Source organism: Bacillus sp. NPDC077411, assembly GCF_044543425.1.
GTDB classification, from domain to species: Bacteria; Bacillota; Bacilli; order Bacillales; family Bacillaceae_G; genus Bacillus_A; species Bacillus_A bruguierae.
In genome coordinates, this window is the sequence record NZ_JBITWA010000017.1 from 1 (window position 1) to 25,164 (window position 25,164).

The following is a 25,164-nucleotide window of genomic DNA, read 5'->3' on the forward strand; positions in this document are numbered from 1 at the left end:
ATTCAAGGCTTTGGACATGAGCCGCTAGGCTTGTGGATGAATTAGCAATAAAAGAGAAAGTCTTTTGACTTTTGAAGCCCCCACTTCAAACAGACAGTAAGGTCGTTAAGTGGTGGGTAGTTCACCAGATTAATACCAGCAAATCCTCCGCCTAAAATAACAATATGTTTCATCTTCATTCCCCCTTTACCCTTAAAACGATTTCACCTATTTACTTGTGACATATTGAAAGGAGAAATTTTTAAAAATGAAACAACCTGTCCCTTTTTCATGAAACAAAAAAACATCCCCTATACTAAGGGGATGTTACTATTTATTTTGCTTCTTTATACATAGCTTCTACTTGTTTCTGAAGCTCTTCGTTTTCTAAATACTCATCATATGTCGACTGTTTATCAACTAAACCGTTCGGTGTTACTTCAATAATGCGATTTGCAATTGTTTCAACAAACTGATGGTCATGTGATGTGAATAAAATTGTTCCTTTAAATGCGATTAAACCATTGTTTAATGCTGTAATAGACTCAAGGTCTAAGTGGTTCGTTGGATCATCAAATGTTATTACGTTTGCGCCGCTTAACATCATTTTGGAAAGCATACAACGTACTTTTTCTCCTCCAGAAAGAACAGAAACGTTCTTCTTCACTTCTTCACCAGAGAACAGCATGCGACCTAAGAATCCGCGTAAGAAACTTTCAGACTCATCTTGTGGCGAGAATTGACGTAACCACTCCACTAAGTTATATTCGCTATTTTTGAAGAACTCAGAGTTATCACGCGGGAAGTACGCCTGAGATGTTGTAACGCCCCATTTAAATGAACCGCTATCTGGCTCCATCTCACCTGCTAAAATTTTAAATAAAGTTGTAATTGCGATTTCATTACGACCAACGAATGCAATTTTATCACCTTTATTAACAGTGAAATACACGTTATCTAATACTTTCTCACCATCGATTGTTTTAGAAAGACCTTCCACTGATAATAAATCATTCCCTACTTCACGCTCTGGTGTAAAACCAACGAACGGATAACGACGAGAAGATGGTTTAATATCATCTAATGTAATTTTTTCTAATAATTTCTTACGAGAAGTTGCTTGTTTCGCTTTTGAAGCGTTCGAGCTGAAACGCGCAATAAAGTTTTGTAATTCTTTTACTTTCTCTTCTTTTTTCTTATTAGCATCTTGTGTTAACTTTAATGCTAATTGACTAGATTCATACCAGAAATCGTAGTTACCAACATAAAGTTGAATTTTACCAAAGTCAAGATCCGCCATATGCGTACATACTTTGTTTAAGAAGTGACGGTCATGGGATACAACGATAACTGTATTTTCAAAGTTCATTAAAAAGTTTTCTAACCATTGAATTGCTTTTAAGTCTAAATGGTTGGTAGGCTCATCCAGTAATAAAATATCTGGTTGACCAAATAGCGCTTGAGCAAGTAATACTTTTACTTTCTCTGCCCCTGTTAACTCAGACATTTTTTTCGCATGAAGGTCTTCACCAATGCCTAGACCTTTCAAAAGAATCGCAGCTTCTGATTCTGCTTCCCAACCGTTTAACTCAGCGAATTCGCCTTCTAACTCAGCTGCGCGCATACCGTCTTCATCGCTGAAATCTTCTTTCATGTAAATCGCATTCTTCTCTTGCATTACTGCATAAAGACGTGTGTGTCCCATAATAACTGTTTCTAAAACTGGGAATTCTTCATATTCAAAGTGGTTCTGTTTTAAAACAGCTAAACGCTCACCTGGTGTAATATGAACATCTCCTGTTGATGGATCAATTTCACCAGATAAAATTTTTAAAAATGTAGATTTACCAGCACCGTTTGCTCCGATTAAACCGTAACAGTTACCTGGTGTGAATTTTATGTTAACATCATCAAAAAGTTTACGATCTGCAAAACGTAAACTTACGTTACTTACTGTAATCATGTAGTTCCTCCTAATAATACCGCTGTTTTCAGCGTTTTCTCACACATTCATTCAAAAAGACAGATTACGATTCACGTATTTTAAACTGTATTCACATTATACAGTAGTAAATATAGGAAAGACAATAGATATATTAAACGCTTGACTTTACTGAATTATTAGCGAACTATTCATATCAATTACTACATACTAAATTCTATATCAATAGTTTACTAATCTCATATTTTCTGGGTATATTAAAGTTATAATATAGTAGGTTTTGCTAGTTTTATAAAAATATAGAAGGAATGATGGAGGCAGTTAATATATGAACGATGTTATACAGACTCTTCAAGAAAGAGTAAAATTACTTCAAAACGCTAAAAAAATTGAAGAATTAGCAAAAGGATACTCACCAGATAAAAAATATGTAGCTCATTTTGATAATGAAAAATTATTATTACGAGTAGGTGATATACAGGGCTATAAAAAGAAGAAAATAGAGTTCCGAATATTACAAAATATGAAAAATATTAGAATTAAATCTCCTCAGCCTATTGATATAGGTATGATTGAAGAATTCAACTCCTGCTATAATATATACTCTTTTATAGATGGCGTAGACGCAAAAGATATGATACAAACACTAACAAAGGAAGATCAATATAAAATTGGAATAGAAGCAGGAATACAACTATCTAGGATGCATTCGTATGAAGCTCCTTCAACAATTAATACCTGGTATGACCGCGCGATGGAAAAGCATTATAGATACCTAAGTGCTTACAAGTCTTGTGGTATAAAGATTAAAAATGATGAAAAAATTATTGATTTCATTGAGGAAAATAAACAGCATATAAAAAAACGTCCTAATCGATTTCAACATGATGATTTTCATCTAGAAAATATTATTGTGAAAGATAAAAAATTTGCTGGTGTCATTGATTTTAATAATTTTGATTGGGGAGATCCACTTCATGACTTTGTAAAAGTAGCTTTATTCCAAAGAGAACGAAGTGTCCCGTTTTCAATCGGACAAATTGATGGATATTTTAATAACAATGTTCCCGAAGATTTTTGGAGGCTTTATTCTATCTATTCTGGAATGGTTATCTTTTCATCGGTTGTATGGTCCTTACGTTTTGCACCAGAACAGTTAGAAGAAATGATAGGCCGATTATACGTTATACTGGAAGACCACAAAAATTTTGAAATTCTAAAACCTACATGGTACGAATCAAGTAGTTATTTAACTCATACATCAGTTATCCCAATAACATCCAAATAATGTTGTTGGGATAGATAAGGTTATTTGTAGTAAGAAGAGAATTTTCTTCTAATACGAAAGTTAAAAGGGTTGGTAACACGTAGCACCAACAATAAATGTACCCCAATACCAAACGCAATCAGACTGTGATTCTAAACTAAAATAATCGTTTAATTTTGTTAGCATTGTGTTACCCCTCATCTTGTACATTCATAGACAGTAACACGCTCAGTAAGCGTTCTTTTTATTGGAGAAATTTACCGTAATATTTGTTATCCTTAACGTAGATAAACTACGGGGAGATTTTCTGAATTATAAGTGGAAGCAAATTGTACGTAAAGGTACAGAAAAATTACTTGTAGTATCTGTAAAAAGTTAACTTGTATTGAATGACGATAGTGAATTGTAGCTATATTATTATCTATAAAGTAGGTGCATTATTATGATGATTTTGGATGACACGAATACGATAGGAGCTCTTGCTTTTCTATTTTTTATGATTTATCTTGCAACTGATCCGAGAGACATGAGCTTACTAGCAATTCCGGCTTACTTCGGTGGAATGTTAGTCACTCACTGGCTTATTGAAAATGGATTTCAAGATACATATATTTATACGAGTTGGATTGTAGCCTATTCCATCACAATGATTTACCTTATCATTGCTTCAATTCTTCTAGGTATAAATAACGTAATTTATATTAAGGAAAAAATAAGAAAACGCAGCGCTTTAAAGAGATAATATATAAAACCGCCTAACATAGGCGGTTTTATATATTAAGGGGGACTAGACTAGTAATGAAAAACAATTTAATCAAAACAGTGACAGTTGGAGCACTAATGACTGGAGTTCTTAATGCTTGTTCAAATTCAATCAAATATTAAATCTATACAATAATTGTTGGTCTCATCGTTTTAGACAACTACCCAATTATGCAAAGACAATCATCTAATATATACAGAACTCAATACACTATAACGAAACTAAGATTAAAACAAGGAGTGATAAACGTGTTTCGTCGTCCAACTTGTATGGAATCTTGTTTAGCACACGGAAAACCGTACCAAGAATGTGAAATATGGTGTTATCCACCTACTGCGATCCCTACCGATTCCTACTTAGTGCCAACGGCTTATACAGTACCTATAGCACCTTATAATTTAAATCAAGCCGTCTCTAACATTCCAACTACACAGCCATATCCGTATTATACCTATGGTAGTCCAATGGCCAACCGTTGGGAATGTTATCGCCGATGTATCCGAAGCGGAGGAAGTCCTGCAAGCTGTTGCTATTATTGCGAATTATGTTAATAGACACGCCTCCTAGTTATACGGATGCCCACTGCCGTAATATACAATCGATTTCAAGTTGGCAAAAGCATCCGTCATAATCTCACAACTGCTGACCGGCTGCACTCCTAATTTTCGCATAATCTCGTCAAACTGATTATGGTCCCAACGTTATTAACCACGTAATCTACTTCGAATGCCTCGACGTATCGCCGCGTATCATACGTTAAATCTTCCCTGATAAATACATCGCCAGCTTTTTCAGCACGCTCAATACTCAAGTCAACTACATCTCTGAATTAATTAGCTTTAAAATTATAAATCGGTTTTATAATACGTTTGATATCAATTGTATCTTTAGTATTTGCTACAATTTCATCCATTGGTTTATATACCATTGGTGCTTCATCTAAAGTACTTTCGGCAACAGAAGTGGTCCAAACATCAGTCATTGTATTCTGAAAGTCTTCTAAGTTAAGTACCGCTTTAGCTTTCTTTCGGCTCATAATACGCCCTGCTCCATGTGGTCCAGAGAAGTTCCAATCAGGATTCCCTTTACCAAATGCGATAATTGAACCATCTCTCATATTGATTGGAATGATTACTCGTTCATCTTTCTGAGCGGAAATAGCTCCTTTTCGTAGAATCATATTTTCCATGTCTATATAGTTATGGATTGTAGTAAATTGATCAGTTACTTTCCAATCCATTCTAGTGACGATTTCATCAATCATTGCTTTACGATTTAATTCAGCATACTTTTGAGCAATCTTCATATCATTCATGTAATCTTTGAATCCTTGACCTTCTAAATAAGCTAGTTCTTTGCGAACATTAGGCTTTTTAACTTCTCGTAAGGCTTCATGTATTTCTTTTTGTCTACCCTCTTTTGTCAATCGTTCAATGATTTCGTCTTTAACAGATTTAACATCTATAAGTTGCTCATATGCGAAGTTTTGATAGTACTCTGCTACTTGTTTACCTAAATTACGGGAACCACTATGAATAACGATATATACATTACCTTTATCATCCTCGTTAAGTTCAATAAAATGGTTTCCTCCTCCAAGGGTACCAATACTCTTTTGAGCACGTTGTAATGTAAATGGTGCTCTCACGCCGTCAAAATGAATCATTTTTGAAAATCTATGTTCTTTATCTCGGATATTGAAGCCGCTTGGAACGTATTTACGAATCGTGTCATCTAATTGATCAAAGTTAATCTCTTCTTTTTTCTTATTAATTACAACGACTTCCATACCACAACCTATATCTACACCTACGAGATTTGGTACGATTTTATCTTGAATTGTCATTGTTGTTCCAATCGTACACCCAGCTCCGGCATGTGTATCTGGCATAATACGAATCTTACTGTCTTTGACGAACTCCTGGTTACAAAGGTCAATAATTTGCCCCATAGCACTCTCTTCAACATGATTAGTAAATACTTTTGCTTCATTGTATTTTCCTTGTAAATTTAACATCTCTCATTCCCCTTTTCTTATAACTATTAAATTGTATTAATTATACGACATTTTATACGTTTGGCCCGGATTAGCGCCTCTATGTAGATTTCTATCCTGTAGCCCTTCACGTAATTGCATTCGTTTGTTTATTCTCCTATTTTCGGCACAAGTCGCTTTTATTTTTCTCAATATGATACATATAGACCTCTACTGACAAAAATGTTAATATGTGGTTACCCTATTCTTCTGACCTAATATTATTAGGTCTTTTTTTTATGAATTAACTCTTATTATTTCGTTATTCACCGTTTGATTTACGTTATGCATCAGTTCCCATTTCTCTTTTATCCCGCTACTTTAGGGCAGTAAGATCCCCACCTCAAGATTCAGAGAAAGCGAAGAAGATAGGCGGGGAATAACTGCCCGTAAGAGCCCGATTGGTGAGGGCTGATAATCAATGGGGGATGAAGAAAACCTCCACTGATAGAAGTTTCACTTTATCTGACGATGGTAATTGCGGATTTCCTTAACATTGTAAATTCGTATTTTTTGTTTTAAATAAAACAAAAGATACCCCTGCCGAGATACAGATTAGTGCAGCTCCAAACATATACACCACTCTAATACCTAAATATTCAGCTATAACTCCGACTATAAAAATAGAAATACTTGAAACTGTTGATAATAGAACGTCACGAGATGCATATACTTTCGGAAGCAATGACACATCTATATTTGTTTGAAATGCAGTCTGCTGTGCTACATCCCGTATTTGATATGCTGGTCCCATGGCAATACAGAGTATAAGCGATAAGAGAGGCATACTACTAAGCCCGTATAACAAAGTAAGAACGCTGAATAAAAAAGAACCAGCTGCCATACTAAGTACAAGATTTTTTTGAATCTTTTTCGCTAGATATATCGTTATAATTCCTCCTACAATTGTACCGATATAATAACTCGCGTTAATGTAACCCCACCATTGTTCTCCTTTGTGAAGTATTTCTTTTACATAAACCAATGTAATCGCTCCAACCCATATTTGACCTGCAATCCCCTCAATTACATCCATTAATGTAACGAATCGCAAAGTTGCGTTATTCCAAAGATGAATCCAACCTTCCTTCATAAGAATAGATTTAGATGTTCCTTGATTTTCTGTTAACTGATTGTAAAGAGAACGAATTGCTATGTATAAACAAACAATAGAAATCCATAACAAAACAGCCGTTATTAGTAAAGTAGGGGTATATCCTATTTTTACGACAATAAATCCTGTCAGCGTATAGCCACCAATTTGTACCGCTTGATTGGAGATAGATAACAAACTATTAGCTTTTACAAGTTCTTCTTTTAAAACAATTTTAGGAACGATAGAATTTAATAAGGGACTGCCCCATCCTTCAACAAAAGAAAGTATCAATATGTAAGTGAATAAAATATAAATATGAGAAGTTAAGAATGTAAATCCTAATAATAATAAAGTAATCAAAATGGCCTTAGTAATTTGTAAATTTACAAGCACTTTTGCCATAGAAGTATTTTGTAGAATCAATGGTGCTGATAAACCAGCTATTAATCTTGTAACGGCTTTTAAAAAAGGAAATAATGAAGCGAATAATATGGATTCCGTTTTCTGATAAATGTACGTCGTAATAACCATGATATATACAACATCCGCTAACGAAATGCTTGTTTGAGCGATCCAAAATGAATAAAATCTATAATTTTTCATTGTCACCTCCAGATAAGAAATACAATTTAATTAAAATAATTATAAAATAAATATTATTAAAAGAAAACAGGAACTAAAATAATAATAAGAGTATTCAAAATATAAACCCGAGAAATTAATCCATGACACCTATTTGAGATAATTCCCCTGGACTTTTGTAACTGAAAAACGCTGTAGACAGTGCATTAGTGTTTAAATGAACTCGCTTTCTCCTTTTGTTTTAAACCTTGCACGTGGCAGAAAAAGTCCCTGACCGCTTCTGTGCATGGCCAGATGCTCAACTCCCCCCCTAAAAAGAAAGAGGGTTTTTATGTCGTTTTTTTATTTGTATTTATATAACACACCAGAATATCTTTTCATAAATGAAAACCCGATAGATCTTCTATCAATCTACCGGGTTTCTAACTTTAATTTCTCAATCTCTTCAAAAAAACGTGGATACGATACTCCAACAGCTTCCGCATCAACGATCAGCGTTTCTCCATTCGCAATACATCCAGCAATTGCTAGCATCATTCCAATCCGATGATCACCATGACTATTTACGGTATTTCCCTTTAATGATGTTTTCCCATAAATCATCATCCCATCATTTGTTGCTTCTATACGTGCCCCTAGTTTTGTTAGTTCTTCTACAACTGTATCAATTCGATTTGTTTCCTTTACCTTCAGCTCATGTGCATCTTTAATAATAGTAACTCCTTCTGCTTGCGTTGCTGCAAGAGCGATAATTGGAATTTCATCAATTAATCTTGGAATCATATCACCACCAATCTCAACTCCCTTTAACTTTGATGTTTCAATTGTAAGATTAGCAGCGGGTTCTACAGCATCTATATCATATTGTTCAATTGTTAATTTTGCTCCCATTTTTATAAGAACATCGATAATTCCTGTTCTTGTTGGATTCATTCCAACGTTTTGTAATGTAAGCTTGCTATTTGGAGTAATCGCTCCGCCTACTAAGAAAAATGCAGCCGATGAAATATCTCCTGGTACATGAATATTCGTTCCTATTAGTTGTTGTCCACCTCCTATTGAAACTTTTGTTCCATCTCGCTTCACTTGCACGCCAAATGCTTGAAGCATTCGCTCTGTATGATCCCTTGATACATGAGGTTCTGTGACACTTGTTACCCCCCGCGCTCCTAGACCTGCTAATAAAATAGCCGATTTCACTTGCGCACTTGCAATTGGTGAAATGTAATCAATTGCTTGAAGATTCCCTCCTCGTATCGTTAGCGGTGTATACGTCCCGTCTTCTCTTCCGTCAATTGCTGCGCCCATTAAGCTGAGCGGTTTTGTAACACGTTTCATTGGTCGTTTTCCAATCGAATGATCACCTTGCAAACAAAAATGAAGGTTCGTATTCGCTAATATGCCAAGTAATAAACGAATCGTTGTACCAGAATTCCCAACATCAAGTACGTGCTCCGCTTCTTGTAAACCTTCAATTCCTGTTCCAATTACTTCTACTTCATCTCCATTTTGCGTTATCGATACCCCCATCTCACGAAAACAAGAGATCGTACTTAAACAGTCTGCTCCTGGTAAAAAACCCTTAATCGTTGTTTTTCCGTGGGCGATTGCACCAAACATGACAGAACGATGCGAAATGGATTTATCACCTGGAATGACAATCGTTCCCTGTAACCCTTCTATAGCTGCCTGTACAGTTTTCATATTTATGACACCTTCTTTCCTTTATATATTTTCATACGTTTGATACCGTTCGTGCTGTAAAGATTGCGTTGCTTTCATACGATCTTCCTCTGTTTGAAAACTAATACGTAATACTCCGAGTAACCCTTCGCGTGCTTCTAGTATTTGTAGGTTTGTAATACTAATTTGGTGCCTTGCAAGTATGCTTGTAATATGCGCTAACGCACCGACTTTATCTAAAACATCAACGTATAAATCGTGATAAGCGGGAATTGCTCCGCTTTTGCGGACAGGCATAGAATCACGATATTCTTTTGCCTTTGCGAAATAAGTGTGTAATACTTCGGCATCTCCTTCTGCAACCGTATGCTGCAGTTGCTTCATTTCTGTAATCCATTCCTCTAATAATTGTAATAAATGAAAACGGTTTTGTTTTACAATATCACTCCACATTTTCGGACTACTAGAAGCGATGCGGGTAATGTCTTTAAAACCACCAGCTGCCAGCATATGAATTAACGGATTATCTCCGGCATGTTTCTCTACTTGCTTAACTAACCCTGCTGCAATTAAATGAGGAAAATGGCTGACAACACCTGTTACATAATCATGCTCCTCTGTATTTAATACAAGAAAATGCGAACGCGTTCCTTTTAACCAATCTTTTAATTGTTCAACCTTCTCTGTCTGAACATGACACATCGGTGTTAAAATGTAGTATGCATTTTCAAATAAATGCGCCTTTGCACTTTCTACTCCCGTTTTATGAGATCCCGCCATCGGGTGTCCGCCAATAAACGTAACACCGTTTGTCAGTAACATTTCTGCTTTTTTCATAATTGTGCCTTTTGTACTACCAACATCTGTCACAATGACATCTTCACGTAATTGGTACGAAGTAAACTTTTTTAGTAACTTAGTTGTTTCTTCGACAGGAGATGCAAAAATAATCAAATGCGCTTCTTCACATATTGTCTGTAAGTTCACTCCCACCTCATCGATTACGTTCAATCGTTTTGCCCGTTCCACTTGCTCACTTTGAATGTCATAACCAGTAATGATTACATTGTGTTCACGCTTTATTGCTAAAGCAAGTGAACCGCCAATTAATCCTGTTCCAATTAATACAACTTTTTTACACATGTACCTCATCTCGAGACCTACTATTATTAAAGTGTTGTTTTAACACTGCAATCACTCCTTCATTTTGCTTACTCGTACCGATTGTAATGCGAACACCATTTGAAAATGGGCGAACGATATATCCAGCCTGTGCACAAAGTTCGTAAATTTCCTCGGCATTGTCTAACGGTAAAAAGATAAAGTTCGTTTGAGATGAATAAAATCGAATCTCATTTTCTTTACAAAAGCTTTCATATTGCTGCAAGCCTTCACGGTTTGCACGAATTGTCCTTTGTAAAAATGATTCATCATTCCATGCAAGTACCGCAGCTTTTTGTGCCAGTGATGACACATTAAAGGGAAGACGAACGACATTTAGTTTCTCAATAATTGTTTCATTTCCAATTGCATAACCAACTCGAAATGCTGCTAATCCATAAGCCTTTGAAAATGTTCTTAAGATAAGAAGGTTCTTATACTCTTTCAAAAGTGAAGTGGTATCTGGAAAGTCACAAGCTGTGACATATTCATAATACGCTTCATCAATTACAACTAATGTTTCTTTATGAACTTGCTTCATAAATTCACGTAATTTTCGGTCATTCACATATGTGCCTGTTGGATTATTCGGATTACAAATCCAAATAATTTTTGTTTTTTCATTCATGACTGCCGCAATTTCATCTAAGTGATAGACTCCATTTTGAAGGGGAACTTCCTTTACCTCACACCCTTCGATTACTGCGTGATGGCAGTATTGCGGGAATGTTTCTCCAGCCGTCACAATATTATCACCTTGGCAAAGCAGTGTTCGGCTAATAATTTGAATGACTTCATCAAGACCGCTTCCACATAAAATTTCTTCTTTTTTAACATGCAATGTTTCCGCAATCGTTTCACGAAGTTCTACTGCTCCCCCGTCCGGGTATAAAGCATGTTCATTCCACTCTTTTCGTAATCCTTCCATCACACAAGGTGAACAGCCAAATGGATTTTCATTTGAAGCTAATTTTACAAATGAATGGACACCATAATCTGCTTGCATTTGTTTTGTTGATTTACCTGGTTTATAGGGATGCAGCGCATGCAATTGTTCTTTTACTTTCATGAAAATCCCCCCTCTTCAAAATTCTTTCGCGTACTTTTTATGCTGAGCAATATTTTGTTTAATAAGATCCATACGATCTTGCCCAAATTGTTCTACTAACGCCGTTGCCAGTTCCCAAGCGACAACTGCTTCTGCCACTACACTCGCTGCTGGTACTGCACAACTATCTGAACGTTCGATACTTGCTTGAAACACTTCCTTCGTATCAATATCTACACTTGCTAGTGGCTTATATAATGTAGGAATTGGTTTCATAACACCTCTGACAACAATCGGCATTCCTGTTGTCATTCCACCTTCCAATCCACCAGCGTTATTCGTTTTTCGCGTGTAACCCGTTTCTTCATCCCACAAAATCTCATCATGTACAGCACTTCCTGGTCGCCTCGCTGCCTCAAAACCAATGCCAATTTCAACACCTTTAAATGCATTAATACTCATGACAGCCGCCGCTAGCTTTGCATCTAGTTTCCGGTCATAATGAACGTAACTACCAACACCAATCGGCATTCCTTCTGCAACCACTTCAACAGTTCCACCAATAGAATCTCCATTACGTTTCGCTACATCAATTGCTTCCATCATCGCTTTCTCTGCTTCTTGATCTAAGCAGCGGACAGGCGAATGTTCTGAAATCAGCTGCATCTCTGCTAATGATTTGTCTAAAACTTGCTTAGCTTTTACACCACCAATTTCAAGGACATGCCCTGCAATATTTACTCCTAATTCTGTTAAAATCTTTTTCGCAACAGCACCTGCAGCTACTCTCACAGTTGTTTCTCTTGCAGAAGAACGTTCTAATACATTGCGTATATCACGATGACCATATTTAATTGCTCCATTTAAATCAGCATGCCCTGGACGTGGTTTTGTAATCGTTCGTTTCATTTCTTTACTTTCTTGCTCAGAAATCGGCTGTGCCCCCATTACGTTTGTCCAATGTTTGAAATCATCATTTTTCACAACCAATGTAATCGGTGAACCAAGGGTATAGCCATGTCGCACGCCGCTTACAATTTCCACAGTATCCGTTTCAATTTGCATACGTCTTCCGCGGCCATAGCCCTTTTGGCGTCTGAATAGCTCTATATTTATATCTTCTGCAGTTAAAGATAGCCCCGCAGGAACACCTTCCAAAATAACTGTCAACTGCGGACCATGTGATTCTCCAGCTGTTATATATCTCATTTCTATTTCCCCTTTACGATTTTATATAAAAAACCCCTACTGATTCTGTTCAGTAGGGGCGACAGTAATCGCGGTACCACCCTAGTTATCGACAAATGTGTCTACCTCTTTTTATTGTTAACGATCATATTGACCGTCTTTTCCTTCATAAAAACTTCTGTCTTTACTACGAAAAAGATGCTCCAGAGTTGTAATTCACATATATCTCTGTACTGATTTTCACCACCCATCAGCTCTCTGGAACAAGAAGATACATGCTACTGCTTCCCTATCAACGCAATGTTTATTTTATTATGATAACTTATTTTTAAACCCTTTTAACTCTTCCATGAAGGCATGAAACTGCGGAATATCCATTTGCTGTGCTGAATCTGATAAAGCAACCGCTGGGTCTGGATGCACTTCTGCCATAACGGCATCTGCACCGATTGCTAATGCTGCTTTCGCAGTTGGTAAAAGTAAATCTTTTCGCCCTGTTGAATGCGTTACATCTACAACAACCGGTAAATGTGTTTCTTTCTTTAAAATTGGAACTGCGGAAATATCAAGCGTATTACGCGTTGCTCTTTCATATGTGCGAATGCCTCGTTCACATAAAATAATTTGATCATTTCCTTGTGCAATAATGTATTCTGCTGCATTCACAAATTCATCAATTGTCGCTGCTAAACCACGTTTCAGTAATACTGGTTTATTCACTTTTCCAACTGCTCTTAATAAATCAAAGTTTTGCATATTACGAGCGCCAACTTGAATGACATCAACGTAATCAAGTGCTATTTCTACATCATTTGGATTTAAGATTTCACTAATAATCGCTAAATCAAATTCGTCTGCTACTTGGCGTAAAATTTGCAGTCCTTCTACTCCTAACCCTTGAAAATCATACGGAGATGTTCTCGGTTTGAACGCACCGCCGCGCATTAATTTGATTCCTTGTTCTTTCATCGCCTGAGCAACTTGACGAACTTGATCTAAACTTTCCACTGCACATGGCCCCATAATGAACGTTTGCACGCCGCTTCCTAACAATTCACCTTTTACATCAACAATCGTATTTTCTTGTTTCTTTTTACGTGAAACTAATAAGGCTTTACGATTATCATCTTCTTGCAGTTCTAAGCTGGCTTTAAAAATTGTTTTGAAAATATGTTGCACTGTAGATGTTTCAAATGGCCCTTCATTGTTCTCTGCAATCATATCGAGTACTTCACGCTCGCGAACAGGATCAAAGCGTTTCGTACCTTGCAATTTCTTTTGCTGTCCGATTTCTTGTACAACCTTTGCACGCTCATTCAATAAGTGCAGAAGTTGTAAGTTAATCTCATCCACCTGTTTACGTAATTGTTCTAATTCATGATTTCCCATTGAAAATTCCTCCTTGTATCTTTTTAAATTTATATAATAAGGGATTGAAAATTCCCTATTTTCTGAACTTAATACTTATAACAAAACAAGGTTGATAACGATTTCTCATATGAAATATATAAAAAATCCCTACTGATCCAATCAGTAGGGACGATAATTATCGCGGTACCACCCTAGTTGCAGACACATTTGTCTACCTCTCTTTATTGTTAACGATCATTTTGACCGTCTTTCCCTTCATAAAGACATCGGCCTTTACTACGAAAAAGATGCTCCAGGATTGTAATTCATGCTTGTTTATGTACTGGTTCACACCAACCACCAGTTCTCTGTTACAGGGAAACAACCACTACTCTATTTCCTATCATTGCGCTTATTATTTTATTATCATGTAGGTCCGCGTATATGCAAAAAATCCCTACTGATCCAATCAGTAGGGACGATGATTATCGCGGTACCACCCTAGTTGTAGACACATTTGTCTACCTCTCTTCATTGTTAACGATCATTTTGACCGTCTTTTCCTTCATAAAGATATCTGTCTTTACTACGAAAAAGATGCTCCAGGACTGTAATTCATGTTTACCTTTGTACTGATTTCCACCAACCATCAGCTCTCTATAACAGGGAGGATAAACACTACTTTGTTCCCTTCAATGCTTTGTTTTTATTAAGTATGATTTGTATTATAAAATGTCATTTCAAAATATGTCAACACTTTTTCATTATTTTTTATATTTTCATTCTCACTGCATCGTATGTTTCATAATAACAAATGTGAATCATTTGCATTTCGATTGATCATTCCAATGCGCATCATCTCATTTTGAATACGTTCCAATAACGTACTTTCAAGCTTTGTCTCATCAAACAATTGCCGGAGATGAATCACTTCATTTTCAATACAATCTGCATCATTTATCTTTGTTAATAAAACGAAAAATAATGTTGCATATACTGTAGGACTTTGATGAATCAACTCGTTTTTTTCCAACAACTGTTTAAATAAATACTTCAATGCTTGTTTTTCTTCTTGCAGTGAAGATATAGAAAAATACGATAAAACAGTTTCAATCCCTTTTTCAGCAATAACATCCATGTATAACACAAACCGCAAAAAGATAATATATTCTTTCTCTGATATTATACTCATTTTAGGACGTTCTATTAAAAAATCTGCAAGCCAATCTTGCCAAAATTTTTGTTGTTCTCTTATGCTCAACGTTTTTACATAATACGATACATTTTCTACAAACTTTACTTTCTCTATCTCTTCTCCCTGTATAAAAAGAGTGTACAACCAATCTATTTGTTCATCCCAATATAAAATACATTTTAAAAAGACGAGACTTAGCCATTTCATAAATACTTCTTGTGTTTGTCCATTCAACAAATGTAAATACCGAACAGCAAAAGCAATATGTTTCTTTGTTTGTATAAATAAAGGCAAATTGATTTGTGTATTTACAAATCCTGCCCATGCATACTTTGTTTCCTCTTCATTTTTCTGCAAATCTAAATACGGAATCATATGCTTTCTACACCAATGCTTTTCGATATGATAGAGAAATGTTAAATCAGCTGTTAACCTCGCAATCATAATATTTACGTAGTATGATTTTTTCCGCATTTGCTCTTCAAATACACACAAATAAGCATGTATATTTCGATCATATAAATGTTCATATGCAAGAAGTTTTAATAAAACTGCTGTTATTTTCCCTACTGGATGCAAAGCAGCTTCATTATAGTAATCCGTTTGCTCTTTACCTCTTCCTTGCTCTCCTTTCATAACATGAGGAAACAATGAAAATGCAAGCTGTTTTACTGCTCGAATTGTGTCTTCTTGAAATTCCTCTAACTGATTGCTCTTTTCATACAGAAAACTACTAATAAGCCAATGGTAAGTGGTATGCCTTACAAATTGATGCAGCAGTGGTAAAAGCTCTTGTATTTGCTTATCTGTTAATTGTCGATTATTGCGCCACTCTCTCATGAATATAAACCATACTTCTTTACTCACTTCTTTATATCTAATTAACTGATACGCAAGTGAAATACTCCATTGTACATTTGTTTTACAAGCCTTTGAAAGCATTTCTAAAAAATGATGTTTCTCAAACAATCCTTCTTGTGAATATTGAAGAACTTGTCTTATCATTTCTTCCTCTTTCATATGTAATAAACTATCTGTTGTTAAATTGCATGTAATTGGTTGTAATGTTCGCTCTTCTTGTAAATCTGGAAACTGCCTCGATAAAAAATGAGGGAATTTCTGTTTCATGGATTCATATGTTTGTTTCGTAGATTCATGATTTGGATTGCACATATAAATCCAGTCGATTAAGTTGCAAGCTACATAACATGTCTTTTCTTCAAACTGTTTCACTATGGTTGTCAGAACTTTTTCCTTCGTGTGTTCAGATGCATGCTCATAATGATTCTTTAACAGTTGGAACACTTCATGCTTACAAGTGTCTTCAGTAAGCAATTGATGTTGTAACACCCATTCTATTTTTTCATTTTGCTTTCGGAAAACAGTATGGTTCATACTATGCACGGCAATTCGCTTTTGCAGAGTATTTCCAAATTCAATCATAAAAGAAATATAAAAATTTGCTTTATCTTCAAAATGAGAACAAACATAGTCCATACAATCTCTAACAATATTAATTAAAAAAGAAAATTCACGCGGTTGACTATCTTGCTCATGCGGTTCAATTGCACTTCGCGACTCACTAACTGAATCGTAGATCTGAAGCGCCTGTTGTTTTAGCGTTAATCTCTGGAGTTTTTCTAATCCAATCTGTAAAATTGGGATCGAAAAATAAGAAAGATGCGGCTTTACTTTCGCTTCCCATATGTGCTGCATCTTTGAAAAGGTTGCAGCCGATAGATGGTTTGTTTCTGCTAACTCTACAACATCTTGCATCTCTTGTTCCCATTGCCGAAGTCGCTTCAATTTTAGTTTTCCATCTAATATACAGGTTAGTAAAAGAACCATAATTTCTTTATGCTCTGGATACGTACATTTATGAAGCAAAGAAGGCAGATTTTCAATGAAAAATTCATTTCTTTTTGCCTTTTCTAACAATAATAAAAGCCACTTCGCAAACGAAACTATATGTATCGGCTGTTCCATCTCTACTAAAAATGTACATATCGTATTCCATAACAAGGCAGATATTTCTGTATTATTTTTATACATTAACTGAAATAATTCATTTTGGTGGCTTACTAAAAAATGATCAACAATCCACTTTGCAAGCAACTGATCTTTCTCAGAAGTCTCAGCTTCCTCCGAAAATAAATTTCGCAATTGTCCCTCTTTTTCTAACCATTCCACCCATTCGTAGTCTCTTGCAAATTCTACAAAATAACGAAGTGTTTCAATCTTTTTTATAGATTGCTTAATGTAAGACAGCTGCTCTTGTTCTAAAGATGGCGGAACCGTTACGATATCACGAATTCGTGTTCTTTTTGTAATATAATTATCTCCCATTAACTCTGCCCATCGCTGCACTGCTTTTGCTAATGATTGATGATTTTGCGCCTTATTCGGATATACAATGGGCTTCACCCCTAAATGTTCCCAATGATATGTATTTTCCCCGTGAGCCACAAAAGCATACCGCCTCGTACTCGGTGGTAATCCAGTTGCTAAATATTTCATAACAGGGTCATTATGACTATATCCAATAAACAAAACTGTATAATTAGAAAATAGATCAACTAAAAACCGTCTAGCCCATCCTTCTGTTAAGTAAGCCCTTCCGAAATCACCATCTGTCAAAATTAAATTTTCTTCCTCTTGTTCCACATTACCGTGAATATATGCCAATCCTTTAAAAGCTCTTCCTGTTGGAAGTGCCGGAGCATAGTATATATTTACTTTACGTTTTGATTCCTCAAGTACCGTTGTAAAATGTTTATCAAAATTTGTAGTAACAATCCGAACATTCTCATCAACTGCAAATAATTGCAAAATAGAATAATGCAATGGATTTGGCGTTGAATATGCTACATGAACAAGATTCTTCGCAACTTGATGAACATCTTTCGTTTTTGCAATTTTTCCAAGATAATAATCGTGCGGTTCATTTTCCTCACGTTTTTCTACATATAGAGCGTTCGCAATATCATCCACTAAATCATCAAAATTTGGTAAGTTTGAATTACCTTTCATAGATACTCCAGCTCCAACAAATAAAACCAGTTTCCCTTGTTCAAGTTTATCAAATAGTTCATCTGGAATTTCTACTTCTGAAGTAATCCACACCCCGATCCCTCCTTACCTAAAAATGTTAATTTTCTCTTTCTAATATAACATTTTCTTTGTATTTTTTTAATATTTAGACAAGTAAAATATAATAAAAATTTTAAATTTTTTATAAGAAATTGCACATGAAATAACTGTTAATAAAGGAAACAGAATAAGTACTAAAAAATCAGATTGATTTAACGTATTCATCTTCCTTCTTAAAAAACACCTTGCAAGTTGCAATTTTAAATTCCCATGCATAAAGTCCCTTTTTTCATTCAAACTAAATAGAAAAAGAGAGGCTCAAATGATGAATCATATTACGATTATGCTGATCAAATTTATATCCTGTATGATTGCTTTTGCAATTGGTTTGGATTTATTCTTTGATGCAACAATTGTTGACATCTTTTCTTTTAGTTTATTTGTTACAATCGCTTCATATATGCTAGGGGATCAAATTATCTTACCGCGAGCGGGAAATACTGCTGCACTCATGATTGATTTTCTTTTTACTTATATGAGTGTATGGATTTTCGGCGGTGTGCTTTTAGATAATTATATGCAAATTGCTTGGGGGAGTATTTTATCAGCAATTATAATTACAGGAGCAGAAATTTTTGTTCATCGCTATTTAATGGATCGCATTGCTACTTATCAAACGATTGAAAGAAAACCATTCACTTTCAACAGATCATTAGCTTATGGAACAGAGTTTGCTGAGGAGCAAGATGTTACTGATACGAAAAAACGGAAATGATGTAACGAATATAAAGATGTGAGTTAAACAATACTAAACTCTCTTGAACGAAAAGAAAAATCCTGAGAATTACTATTTCTCAGGATTTTTTGTCAAATTGAGATCATTTGTTTATCAAACAACAATTCATTCACTTCACATGTCTTTTATGAAGAAGCTGGTAATGAACGAAATACAATAGTGAGATATTATTAAAGAAACATTTTAAAAAACTTTTCATTTCAACATTTGAGGTTTTCTCCAATACCCTCTATCTTTATGATACAAAATAAGAGCAATCACTAAAATTCCTGATGCAATCCAAATAGCTCTGTACCCTATATGAGTGGTAGTAAATGTGCCTAACAGTGCACCAATTATAAAAGAAAAAATAATAACAAAAAATTCATTAAATCGTTTTTTCTCTTCCTGATCATGTTTTATAAACGCTAAATATGCAGCCTGCGTCAAAGTTCGAAGATTTCCTGTTGTCATCGTTGAATTGTAGGCCCACTTATCAAGTTTATTAAAAGTAGAGATCTGTAAAGATGATACAAACGAAATGCATACTGTTACCACTATGTTAGGAATACTTTTTGGCAAGAACCCTACAATGATTAAAACGATACATTCTAGAATAAGAATAGAGCGCCTATAACTATGCAATGCATGTCTTATATGAGGAATCTTTACTACTTCTGATATTAAAACTCCTAACATAAAAGCTAAAATAGGCGGGATATAAAGCAAAGCATTATGCCATTCTCCATTAGCTGCTCTTATAGCGAGTAATACTACATTCCCTGTTTGTGCATTAGCAAATACTCCGTCCCTACTGATGAAAGTATACGCATCTAAGAAGCCTCCAACTCCAGCTAACAAAACACCCAAATAAACAGAGTTTGAAGATAATGAGGGGATTGTACCTAGTTTGTCTTTCATATTATTATCTCCTTGTACCTTATGTTACAGATATTATCCATTTATATAAAAACAACACCCTTATGAAATCCTTCACAAGATATTCGCAATTTATATCTTGATGTCGCTTCCTTATACTTTTTCCTAATATGATATAATACCATACCAAGATTTTCACCTACAATCAACACAATTATTTAACATATTATAATTGTTTAATTTCGTTCATATTTTTCAATATAACCTAAAATGCGTAAATCGTGATAAAGAAATAGAACAATTTATAAAAAATAACCCAAAAAGGATTCTTATACAGAATCCTTTTTGGGTTACTCACGCTCGCTTTCTCCCTTTGTTTTACATCTAGCACGTGGCAGGAAAAAGCCCTGACCGCTTCTATGCATGACCAGGTACACTCGCCCCTCGAAAAAGAAAAGGGTTTTATGTTGTTTTTTCAATTTGTATTTATATATACATTAGAAAAAGGTTGTTTATCCTTTTTGATAATATTCTTCCATAATTTGCGGTGGTACCATTCCGCCACCTGTTGCCCACATAATATGCGTTGCTTGTTTCATTTTCTCTTGCATTTGATTTTCTTGCATATATTGCTGTTGCTTAAAGAGTTGAACTGGTCCGTATACACTTGCCAATGCTGACGGCTCTAATTTTATTCCTTCTGTATCAGCCAAAGCCTTTAGTAATCTATATAACTCTTGATCACTAACTGTGTAACAACCACTTAATAACGGTTCCATCACTTTTCCTACAAATCCTGATGCTCTTCCTACCGCAAGACCGTCAGCTTCCGTCACATTATCAATGCCAAAATCTTGAACAGAAATTTTATCATGAAGACCTGTCAGCAAACCAATTAACATACAAGGAGAATGAGTTGGTTCCGCAAAGAAGCAATGTACATGATCACCAAACAATAATTTTAAACCGAACGCTACACCGCCAGGTCCGCCGCCGACACCACATGGTAAATAAACAAATAACGGATGATCAGCATCAACAATAACGTTTTGATCTTGCAGTTGCTTTTGCAAACGAGAAGCCGCTACAGCGTATCCAAGGAAAAGGTTTTTTGAATTCTCATCATCAACGAAATAACACATTGGATCCGCTTCTGCTTGCCTTCTTCCTTCCTCGACTGCCTTACTATAATCCGCCGCATATTCAATAACGGTAACATTTTTACTGCGAAGTAAATCTTTTTTCCACTGTTTTGCATCAGCAGACATATGAACCGTCACATTAAATCCTAGTTTCGCACTCATAATACCGATGCTAAGTCCTAAATTCCCCGTTGAACCTACCGCGATTGAATATTGTGAAAAGAACGCGCGGAATGTATCACTATCTAAAATGGAATAATCATCTTGTTTATTTAATAATTGATGTTCCAAAGCTAGATCTTCTGCATGTTTCAGAACTTCATAAATGCCGCCTCTTGCTTTAATAGATCCTGATATCGGCAAATGACTATCACATTTTAGTAATACATTACCTGTAATATGGTGATCATATTCTTGTTCTAAATGTTGTTTCAAAGAAGGAGTTGCGACTAAAGGAGATTCAATGATTCCATCTGTATCTTTTGTTTCAGGAAAGGCTTTCGCAATATATGTCGCAAAACGTTTTAATCTTTCCTCCGCATCCTTTACATCATCTTTAGTAAGAGGTGCTTTTTGAATTCCTGTTTCGAATTCTTCTTTATTGGAATTCACCCAAAATACTTCCTCTGTCAAAACGAGTTGATTTAATAAAGGATGCTTTTCTTTTAACGTTTGTATAGCTTTGCTGTCATATTTCTTCATTTGAATGTTCTCCCTTCTTCATTCCTACCATGTTATCATTTCAAAGTTTAAATTTATTTATTATAATTAAAATAAATTTAACACACAAACGAAAATAATTAAATATAAATTAATAAATTTTAATTAAATTTAATTTAAACTATATAAATACAAATTAAAAATCGACATAAAAACCCGCTTTCTTTTTAGATGGACGAGAACATCTGGCCATGCATAGAAGCGGTCAGAGCCTTTTTCTGCCACATGCAAGGTTTACAACAAAAAGAAAAAGTAAGTAGCAGTCATGTTGTATTCTGCATAGCAGCGACTTACAAAGAAAAACGGAGCCGACTGTTTAGGCCCGTTGGCTAAGGTTCTTTCACACAGAAGGTGTTTTTTACCTTCTTGTGTGGAAGGTTCTTAGACATGAGGGCCTAGAAGGCAGAGCTAGACAAAAATGTCGAAAAATTAAAATGGATTTGTATAGTAAAAGGAGAGTAAATATGAATGATATAAATGTTGGAGAGAAAATAGCAGAATACCGAAAAGCACAAGGATTAAGTAGTCGAGAACTGGCAACACTCGTCAATATCACTCCTTCTATGTTAAGCCAAATTGAAAAGGGATCAGCCAATCCATCTCTACAAACTCTTAAATTAATATCCAACGCATTAAATATTCCTATGTTTAATTTCTTTTTGGAAGATACGAATGCTCAAAGTTTAGTTGTAAGAGCTGACAGGCGAAAAAAAATTACCTTTCCTGAAAGTGAAAGCTTATCATATGAGTTACTATCTCCCGATTTAAACGGAGCCCTCGAGCTTGCTCTGATGACTTTATTGCCGCAATCCTCTTCTTCTGAAGAACCAATCGAGCATAAAGGTGAAGAAATCGCATTTGTTTTAGAGGGAACTGTGACACTACAGTTAAATCAAGAGACAGTAACTTTATACAAAGGAGATAGTGTCAAAATTCCTTCTTATATGAAACATAAATGGGAAAATCCCTATAAAAAGAAAGCGGTAGTCATCTTTGCGATTACCCCTCCTACTTTTTAAGTATTTATCAAATGCATGAATAAGACTATATGAAAATCCCATTAACAAATAAGCCAACATTTCTAGAAGTTTATCCTAAAAATGTTGGCTTCATTTTTCTTCTAACCGAAAACATACGTAGCATGTCTAGGCTAACTTTACTTCTTTTATATCGACTATATCCGCAAACCATCCTAATATTGTTTGATGATGTTGAATAATCTCTTCTGCACGTAGTTGCTTCGAATCAAACGTACTATGCGTCCCTTGAATCAACGTTACTTTATATCCTTCACTAAACGCACGGCGAACAGTTGTATCTACGCAATATTCTGTTTGCAATCCACAAATGAACAGATGTTCAATTCCTTTTTCTCGCAAAACTTCCCGAAGATTTGTTTTATAAAAAGAATCTGGCGTTTCTTTTTCCACTACAGCCTCATTTGACATTGGAGCAATTTTAGAATGAATGTACCAACCTGCTGTTCCTTTTTCTAACGGATGTCCCTCAGATCCATTATGCTGCACGTAAATAACCGGAATATCATGCGCGCGACATTTTTGAATGACTTCCTGTAAATTTTGCAATAAGTCAGAGCCATTATGTACAGGTATACCTGCTGTATACATTCCTTCTTGTACGTCAATTACTACAAGTGCTTGCTTCATTACACACCAGTCCCTTCATTTTTATATTCCATCATCCAGCAATCTTCCACTACCCCTTCATGCAATTCATGTTCTTTTAATACTTTCACTTTTTGAAACCCACACTTCTCATAACAACGAATTGCTCTTTCATTACTCACTCTTGGATCCATTGCGATTGCGAATGCTCCTAATTGATTCTTCATATATGTAATTGCAGCCTGCACAAGTTCTGTACCAATTCCTCGGTTCCAGTACGCTGTTTCTCCGACAAATTGATCCATTCCCCACACATTTTCTCTCTCATCATATCCATATAACGCTTTCCATTCTGGATCTAAAGGCAACATTTGTATATATCCAATAGGCTTGTTTTGATATTCTACAATACACTTCTTCTTTTTATCTTCTGAATTACTTATATAACACTCTCGAACTTGCTGCGGTGATTGTGGTTTATCTCGTCCTTCATAAAGTGAAACTTCCATCAGTGGAGAGTTTTTTCATCTCCTACTGATGGTTAGTTGAACCAATCGGGCTTTTATGGACAGTTAGCTATCCCCCACCTGTCTTCCTCGTTTCTCTCTGAATCTTGAGGTGGGGGTCTTCTCGCCAGATATGATAAAGATTCTACTAAAAATTATATTTGTCAATATTATCCTTCGTAAACACAACCCGCTCTGGCAATACGATAATTCCATTTCCTTCTGCCTCATATTCATATCCTTGAATCGAATTTGGTTCTACTTTAACTTTTCCAACGCCAGGAACTTCAAAAGTATCACCTACTTTTAACTTTTTACCCTTCACCACCATCTCATTTGCAACATAAGTTGCAAGTGCACCTTGTTGCTTTACATCCCATAAACCAAACTGTTGAACTGTCCCGCGTTTTACGTAATCACGCATAACATTAGGGGTTGAAAATCCAGTAACAGCAACTTTCTTATCCATTTTCAAATTTTCTACAGCCTGTGCCATTGCTGGTAATGCAGTTGCATCAGGACAAATAACTGCATGAATGTCTGGATACGTTTTTAAAATACTTTCGCCTACTGCTAATGATTTTTGAGCATTGTTTTCACCATACTGGGTCGTCACAATTTCCCAATTTGGATATTTTTCCTTTATTATCTCTTTCGCTTTTGAAACCCATTGATTTTGATCCGTTACTGTTGGACTAGAATAGAAGAATGCTACTTTTCCTTTATCTCCAATTTGTGAAGCTGTCATTTGAATAAGCAAGTTCGCCAATTGCTCAGGTGTTCCTTGACTAATATAGAAAGAACGATCTTTCGGGTTTACATCAGAATCCCACGTTAATACGGTAATCCCCTTTTTCTTTGCACGCTGCAAAGCTTGAGATAAACCATCAACAGAAGTGGATGAAACCATAATTGCATCATAATTTTGGTTAATAAAGTTATTAATATATTTTACCTGTCCTGATACACTTGCTTCAGAAGGTCCATCATACTTTAAATTTACACCGAGCTTATCAGCCATTTCTTTTGCACCTTCTCCGCCCGATGTAAAGAATCCGACTCCAGTTAATTTTGGAATAAAGGCTAATTTCACATCTTTTGATTTTTTACTATTTGATTTTGTATTTGTACATGCCAT

19 protein-coding genes, 1 pseudogene and 3 other annotated features are annotated in these 25,164 nt (G+C 35.4%); of the genes and pseudogenes, 5 read left to right on the forward strand and 15 right to left on the reverse strand.

The features are described 5' to 3' along the window. Positions 1-41: 41 nt before the first annotated feature. Positions 42-173, reverse strand: coding sequence for a hypothetical protein (locus ACIGHG_RS19030; protein ID WP_336472983.1), 132 nt, complete (start codon positions 171-173; stop codon positions 42-44). Positions 174-313: 140 nt separating this feature from the next. Continuing rightward, the gene (locus ACIGHG_RS19035; protein ID WP_336472984.1) at positions 314-1,942 is read right to left on the reverse strand and encodes an ABC-F family ATP-binding cassette domain-containing protein; all 1,629 of its coding nucleotides are present in this window, start codon (positions 1,940-1,942) and stop codon (positions 314-316) included. A gap of 307 nt (positions 1,943-2,249) precedes the next feature. On the opposite strand from ACIGHG_RS19035, the gene ACIGHG_RS19040 reads away from it, so the two are divergent. The 3 genes from ACIGHG_RS19040 to ACIGHG_RS19050 all read left to right on the forward strand — a co-directional run bounded on the left by ACIGHG_RS19040 (position 2,250) and on the right by ACIGHG_RS19050 (position 4,502). Continuing rightward, the gene (locus ACIGHG_RS19040) at positions 2,250-3,209 is read left to right on the forward strand and encodes an aminoglycoside phosphotransferase family protein (protein WP_396549956.1); all 960 of its coding nucleotides are present in this window, start codon (positions 2,250-2,252) and stop codon (positions 3,207-3,209) included. 424 nt (positions 3,210-3,633) lie between these two features. Continuing rightward, positions 3,634-3,930 carry a hypothetical protein gene (locus ACIGHG_RS19045; protein WP_336473167.1) on the forward strand — a complete coding sequence of 99 codons (297 nt, stop codon included), beginning with the start codon at positions 3,634-3,636 and terminating at the stop codon, positions 3,928-3,930. A 269-nt stretch (positions 3,931-4,199) separates the two neighbouring features. Next, positions 4,200-4,502 (forward strand): hypothetical protein, encoded by a 303-nt coding sequence (locus ACIGHG_RS19050; protein ID WP_139207640.1) that lies wholly within the window; start codon positions 4,200-4,202, stop codon positions 4,500-4,502. Positions 4,503-4,780: 278 nt separating this feature from the next. On the opposite strand, the gene ACIGHG_RS19055 is transcribed toward ACIGHG_RS19050, so the two are convergent. The 8 genes from ACIGHG_RS19055 to ACIGHG_RS19090 all read right to left on the reverse strand — a co-directional run bounded on the left by ACIGHG_RS19055 (position 4,781) and on the right by ACIGHG_RS19090 (position 18,412). After that, on the reverse strand, positions 4,781-5,968 hold the full coding sequence (locus ACIGHG_RS19055) for an RtcB family protein (RefSeq protein ID WP_396549958.1): 1,188 nt from the start codon (positions 5,966-5,968) through the stop codon (positions 4,781-4,783). Positions 5,969-6,476: 508 nt separating this feature from the next. Further along, entirely contained in the window at positions 6,477-7,685 is a 1,209-nt protein-coding gene (locus ACIGHG_RS19060; RefSeq protein WP_336472987.1) for an MFS transporter, read from the reverse strand. Positions 7,686-8,075: 390 nt separating this feature from the next. Then, positions 8,076-9,368 (reverse strand): 3-phosphoshikimate 1-carboxyvinyltransferase, encoded by a 1,293-nt coding sequence (aroA, locus tag ACIGHG_RS19065; RefSeq protein ID WP_336472988.1) that lies wholly within the window; start codon positions 9,366-9,368, stop codon positions 8,076-8,078. A 21-nt stretch (positions 9,369-9,389) separates the two neighbouring features. Next, a complete protein-coding gene (locus ACIGHG_RS19070; RefSeq protein WP_396549961.1) occupies positions 9,390-10,490 on the reverse strand; it encodes a prephenate dehydrogenase in 1,101 nt (366 codons plus the stop codon). After that, entirely contained in the window at positions 10,483-11,577 is a 1,095-nt protein-coding gene (gene hisC / locus ACIGHG_RS19075; RefSeq protein WP_396549963.1) for a histidinol-phosphate transaminase, read from the reverse strand. The genes ACIGHG_RS19070 and hisC overlap by 8 nt, the downstream gene beginning before the upstream one ends. Before the next feature lie 15 nt (positions 11,578-11,592). Then, a complete protein-coding gene (gene aroC / locus ACIGHG_RS19080; protein ID WP_396549965.1) occupies positions 11,593-12,765 on the reverse strand; it encodes a chorismate synthase in 1,173 nt (390 codons plus the stop codon). A 51-nt stretch (positions 12,766-12,816) separates the two neighbouring features. Continuing rightward, positions 12,817-13,049 (reverse strand) — a binding site (T-box leader). A 7-nt stretch (positions 13,050-13,056) separates the two neighbouring features. Then, positions 13,057-14,133: a bifunctional 3-deoxy-7-phosphoheptulonate synthase/chorismate mutase gene (locus ACIGHG_RS19085; RefSeq protein WP_396549967.1), complete on the reverse strand. Its 1,077-nt coding sequence runs from the start codon at positions 14,131-14,133 to the stop codon at positions 13,057-13,059. A gap of 143 nt (positions 14,134-14,276) precedes the next feature. Then, positions 14,277-14,510 (reverse strand) — a binding site (T-box leader). 55 nt (positions 14,511-14,565) lie between these two features. Then, positions 14,566-14,799 (reverse strand) — a binding site (T-box leader). A gap of 97 nt (positions 14,800-14,896) precedes the next feature. Then, positions 14,897-18,412: a DUF4020 domain-containing protein gene (locus ACIGHG_RS19090; RefSeq protein ID WP_396549969.1), complete on the reverse strand. Its 3,516-nt coding sequence runs from the start codon at positions 18,410-18,412 to the stop codon at positions 14,897-14,899. A 292-nt stretch (positions 18,413-18,704) separates the two neighbouring features. On the opposite strand from ACIGHG_RS19090, the gene ACIGHG_RS19095 reads away from it, so the two are divergent. Beyond that, positions 18,705-19,154: a YndM family protein gene (locus ACIGHG_RS19095; RefSeq protein ID WP_396550069.1), complete on the forward strand. Its 450-nt coding sequence runs from the start codon at positions 18,705-18,707 to the stop codon at positions 19,152-19,154. Positions 19,155-19,370: 216 nt separating this feature from the next. Here ACIGHG_RS19095 and ACIGHG_RS19100 read toward each other — a convergent pair whose 3' ends face one another. Next, positions 19,371-20,075 (reverse strand): YoaK family protein, encoded by a 705-nt coding sequence (locus tag ACIGHG_RS19100; protein WP_336472994.1) that lies wholly within the window; start codon positions 20,073-20,075, stop codon positions 19,371-19,373. Positions 20,076-20,545: 470 nt separating this feature from the next. After that, complete coding sequence (locus ACIGHG_RS19105) at positions 20,546-21,877, reverse strand: D-serine ammonia-lyase (protein ID WP_396549971.1); 1,332 nt, start codon at positions 21,875-21,877, stop codon at positions 20,546-20,548. A gap of 482 nt (positions 21,878-22,359) precedes the next feature. Between ACIGHG_RS19105 and ACIGHG_RS19110 the strand changes: the two genes are divergently transcribed. Beyond that, complete coding sequence (locus tag ACIGHG_RS19110) at positions 22,360-22,914, forward strand: helix-turn-helix domain-containing protein (protein ID WP_336472996.1); 555 nt, start codon at positions 22,360-22,362, stop codon at positions 22,912-22,914. A 126-nt stretch (positions 22,915-23,040) separates the two neighbouring features. Here the strand turns inward: ACIGHG_RS19110 and ACIGHG_RS19115 are convergent, their stop codons facing one another. The 3 genes and pseudogenes from ACIGHG_RS19115 to lsrB form a co-directional block, all read right to left on the reverse strand. Further along, on the reverse strand, positions 23,041-23,562 hold the full coding sequence (locus ACIGHG_RS19115; RefSeq protein ID WP_396549973.1) for a cysteine hydrolase family protein: 522 nt from the start codon (positions 23,560-23,562) through the stop codon (positions 23,041-23,043). After that, positions 23,562-24,014, reverse strand: a pseudogene (locus ACIGHG_RS19120) (GNAT family N-acetyltransferase); the annotation flags it as partial. The pseudogene ACIGHG_RS19120 and the gene ACIGHG_RS19115, both read right to left, overlap by 1 nt. 160 nt (positions 24,015-24,174) lie before the next feature. After that, on the reverse strand, positions 24,175-25,164 hold the full coding sequence (gene lsrB / locus ACIGHG_RS19125; RefSeq protein ID WP_396550071.1) for an autoinducer 2 ABC transporter substrate-binding protein LsrB: 990 nt from the start codon (positions 25,162-25,164) through the stop codon (positions 24,175-24,177).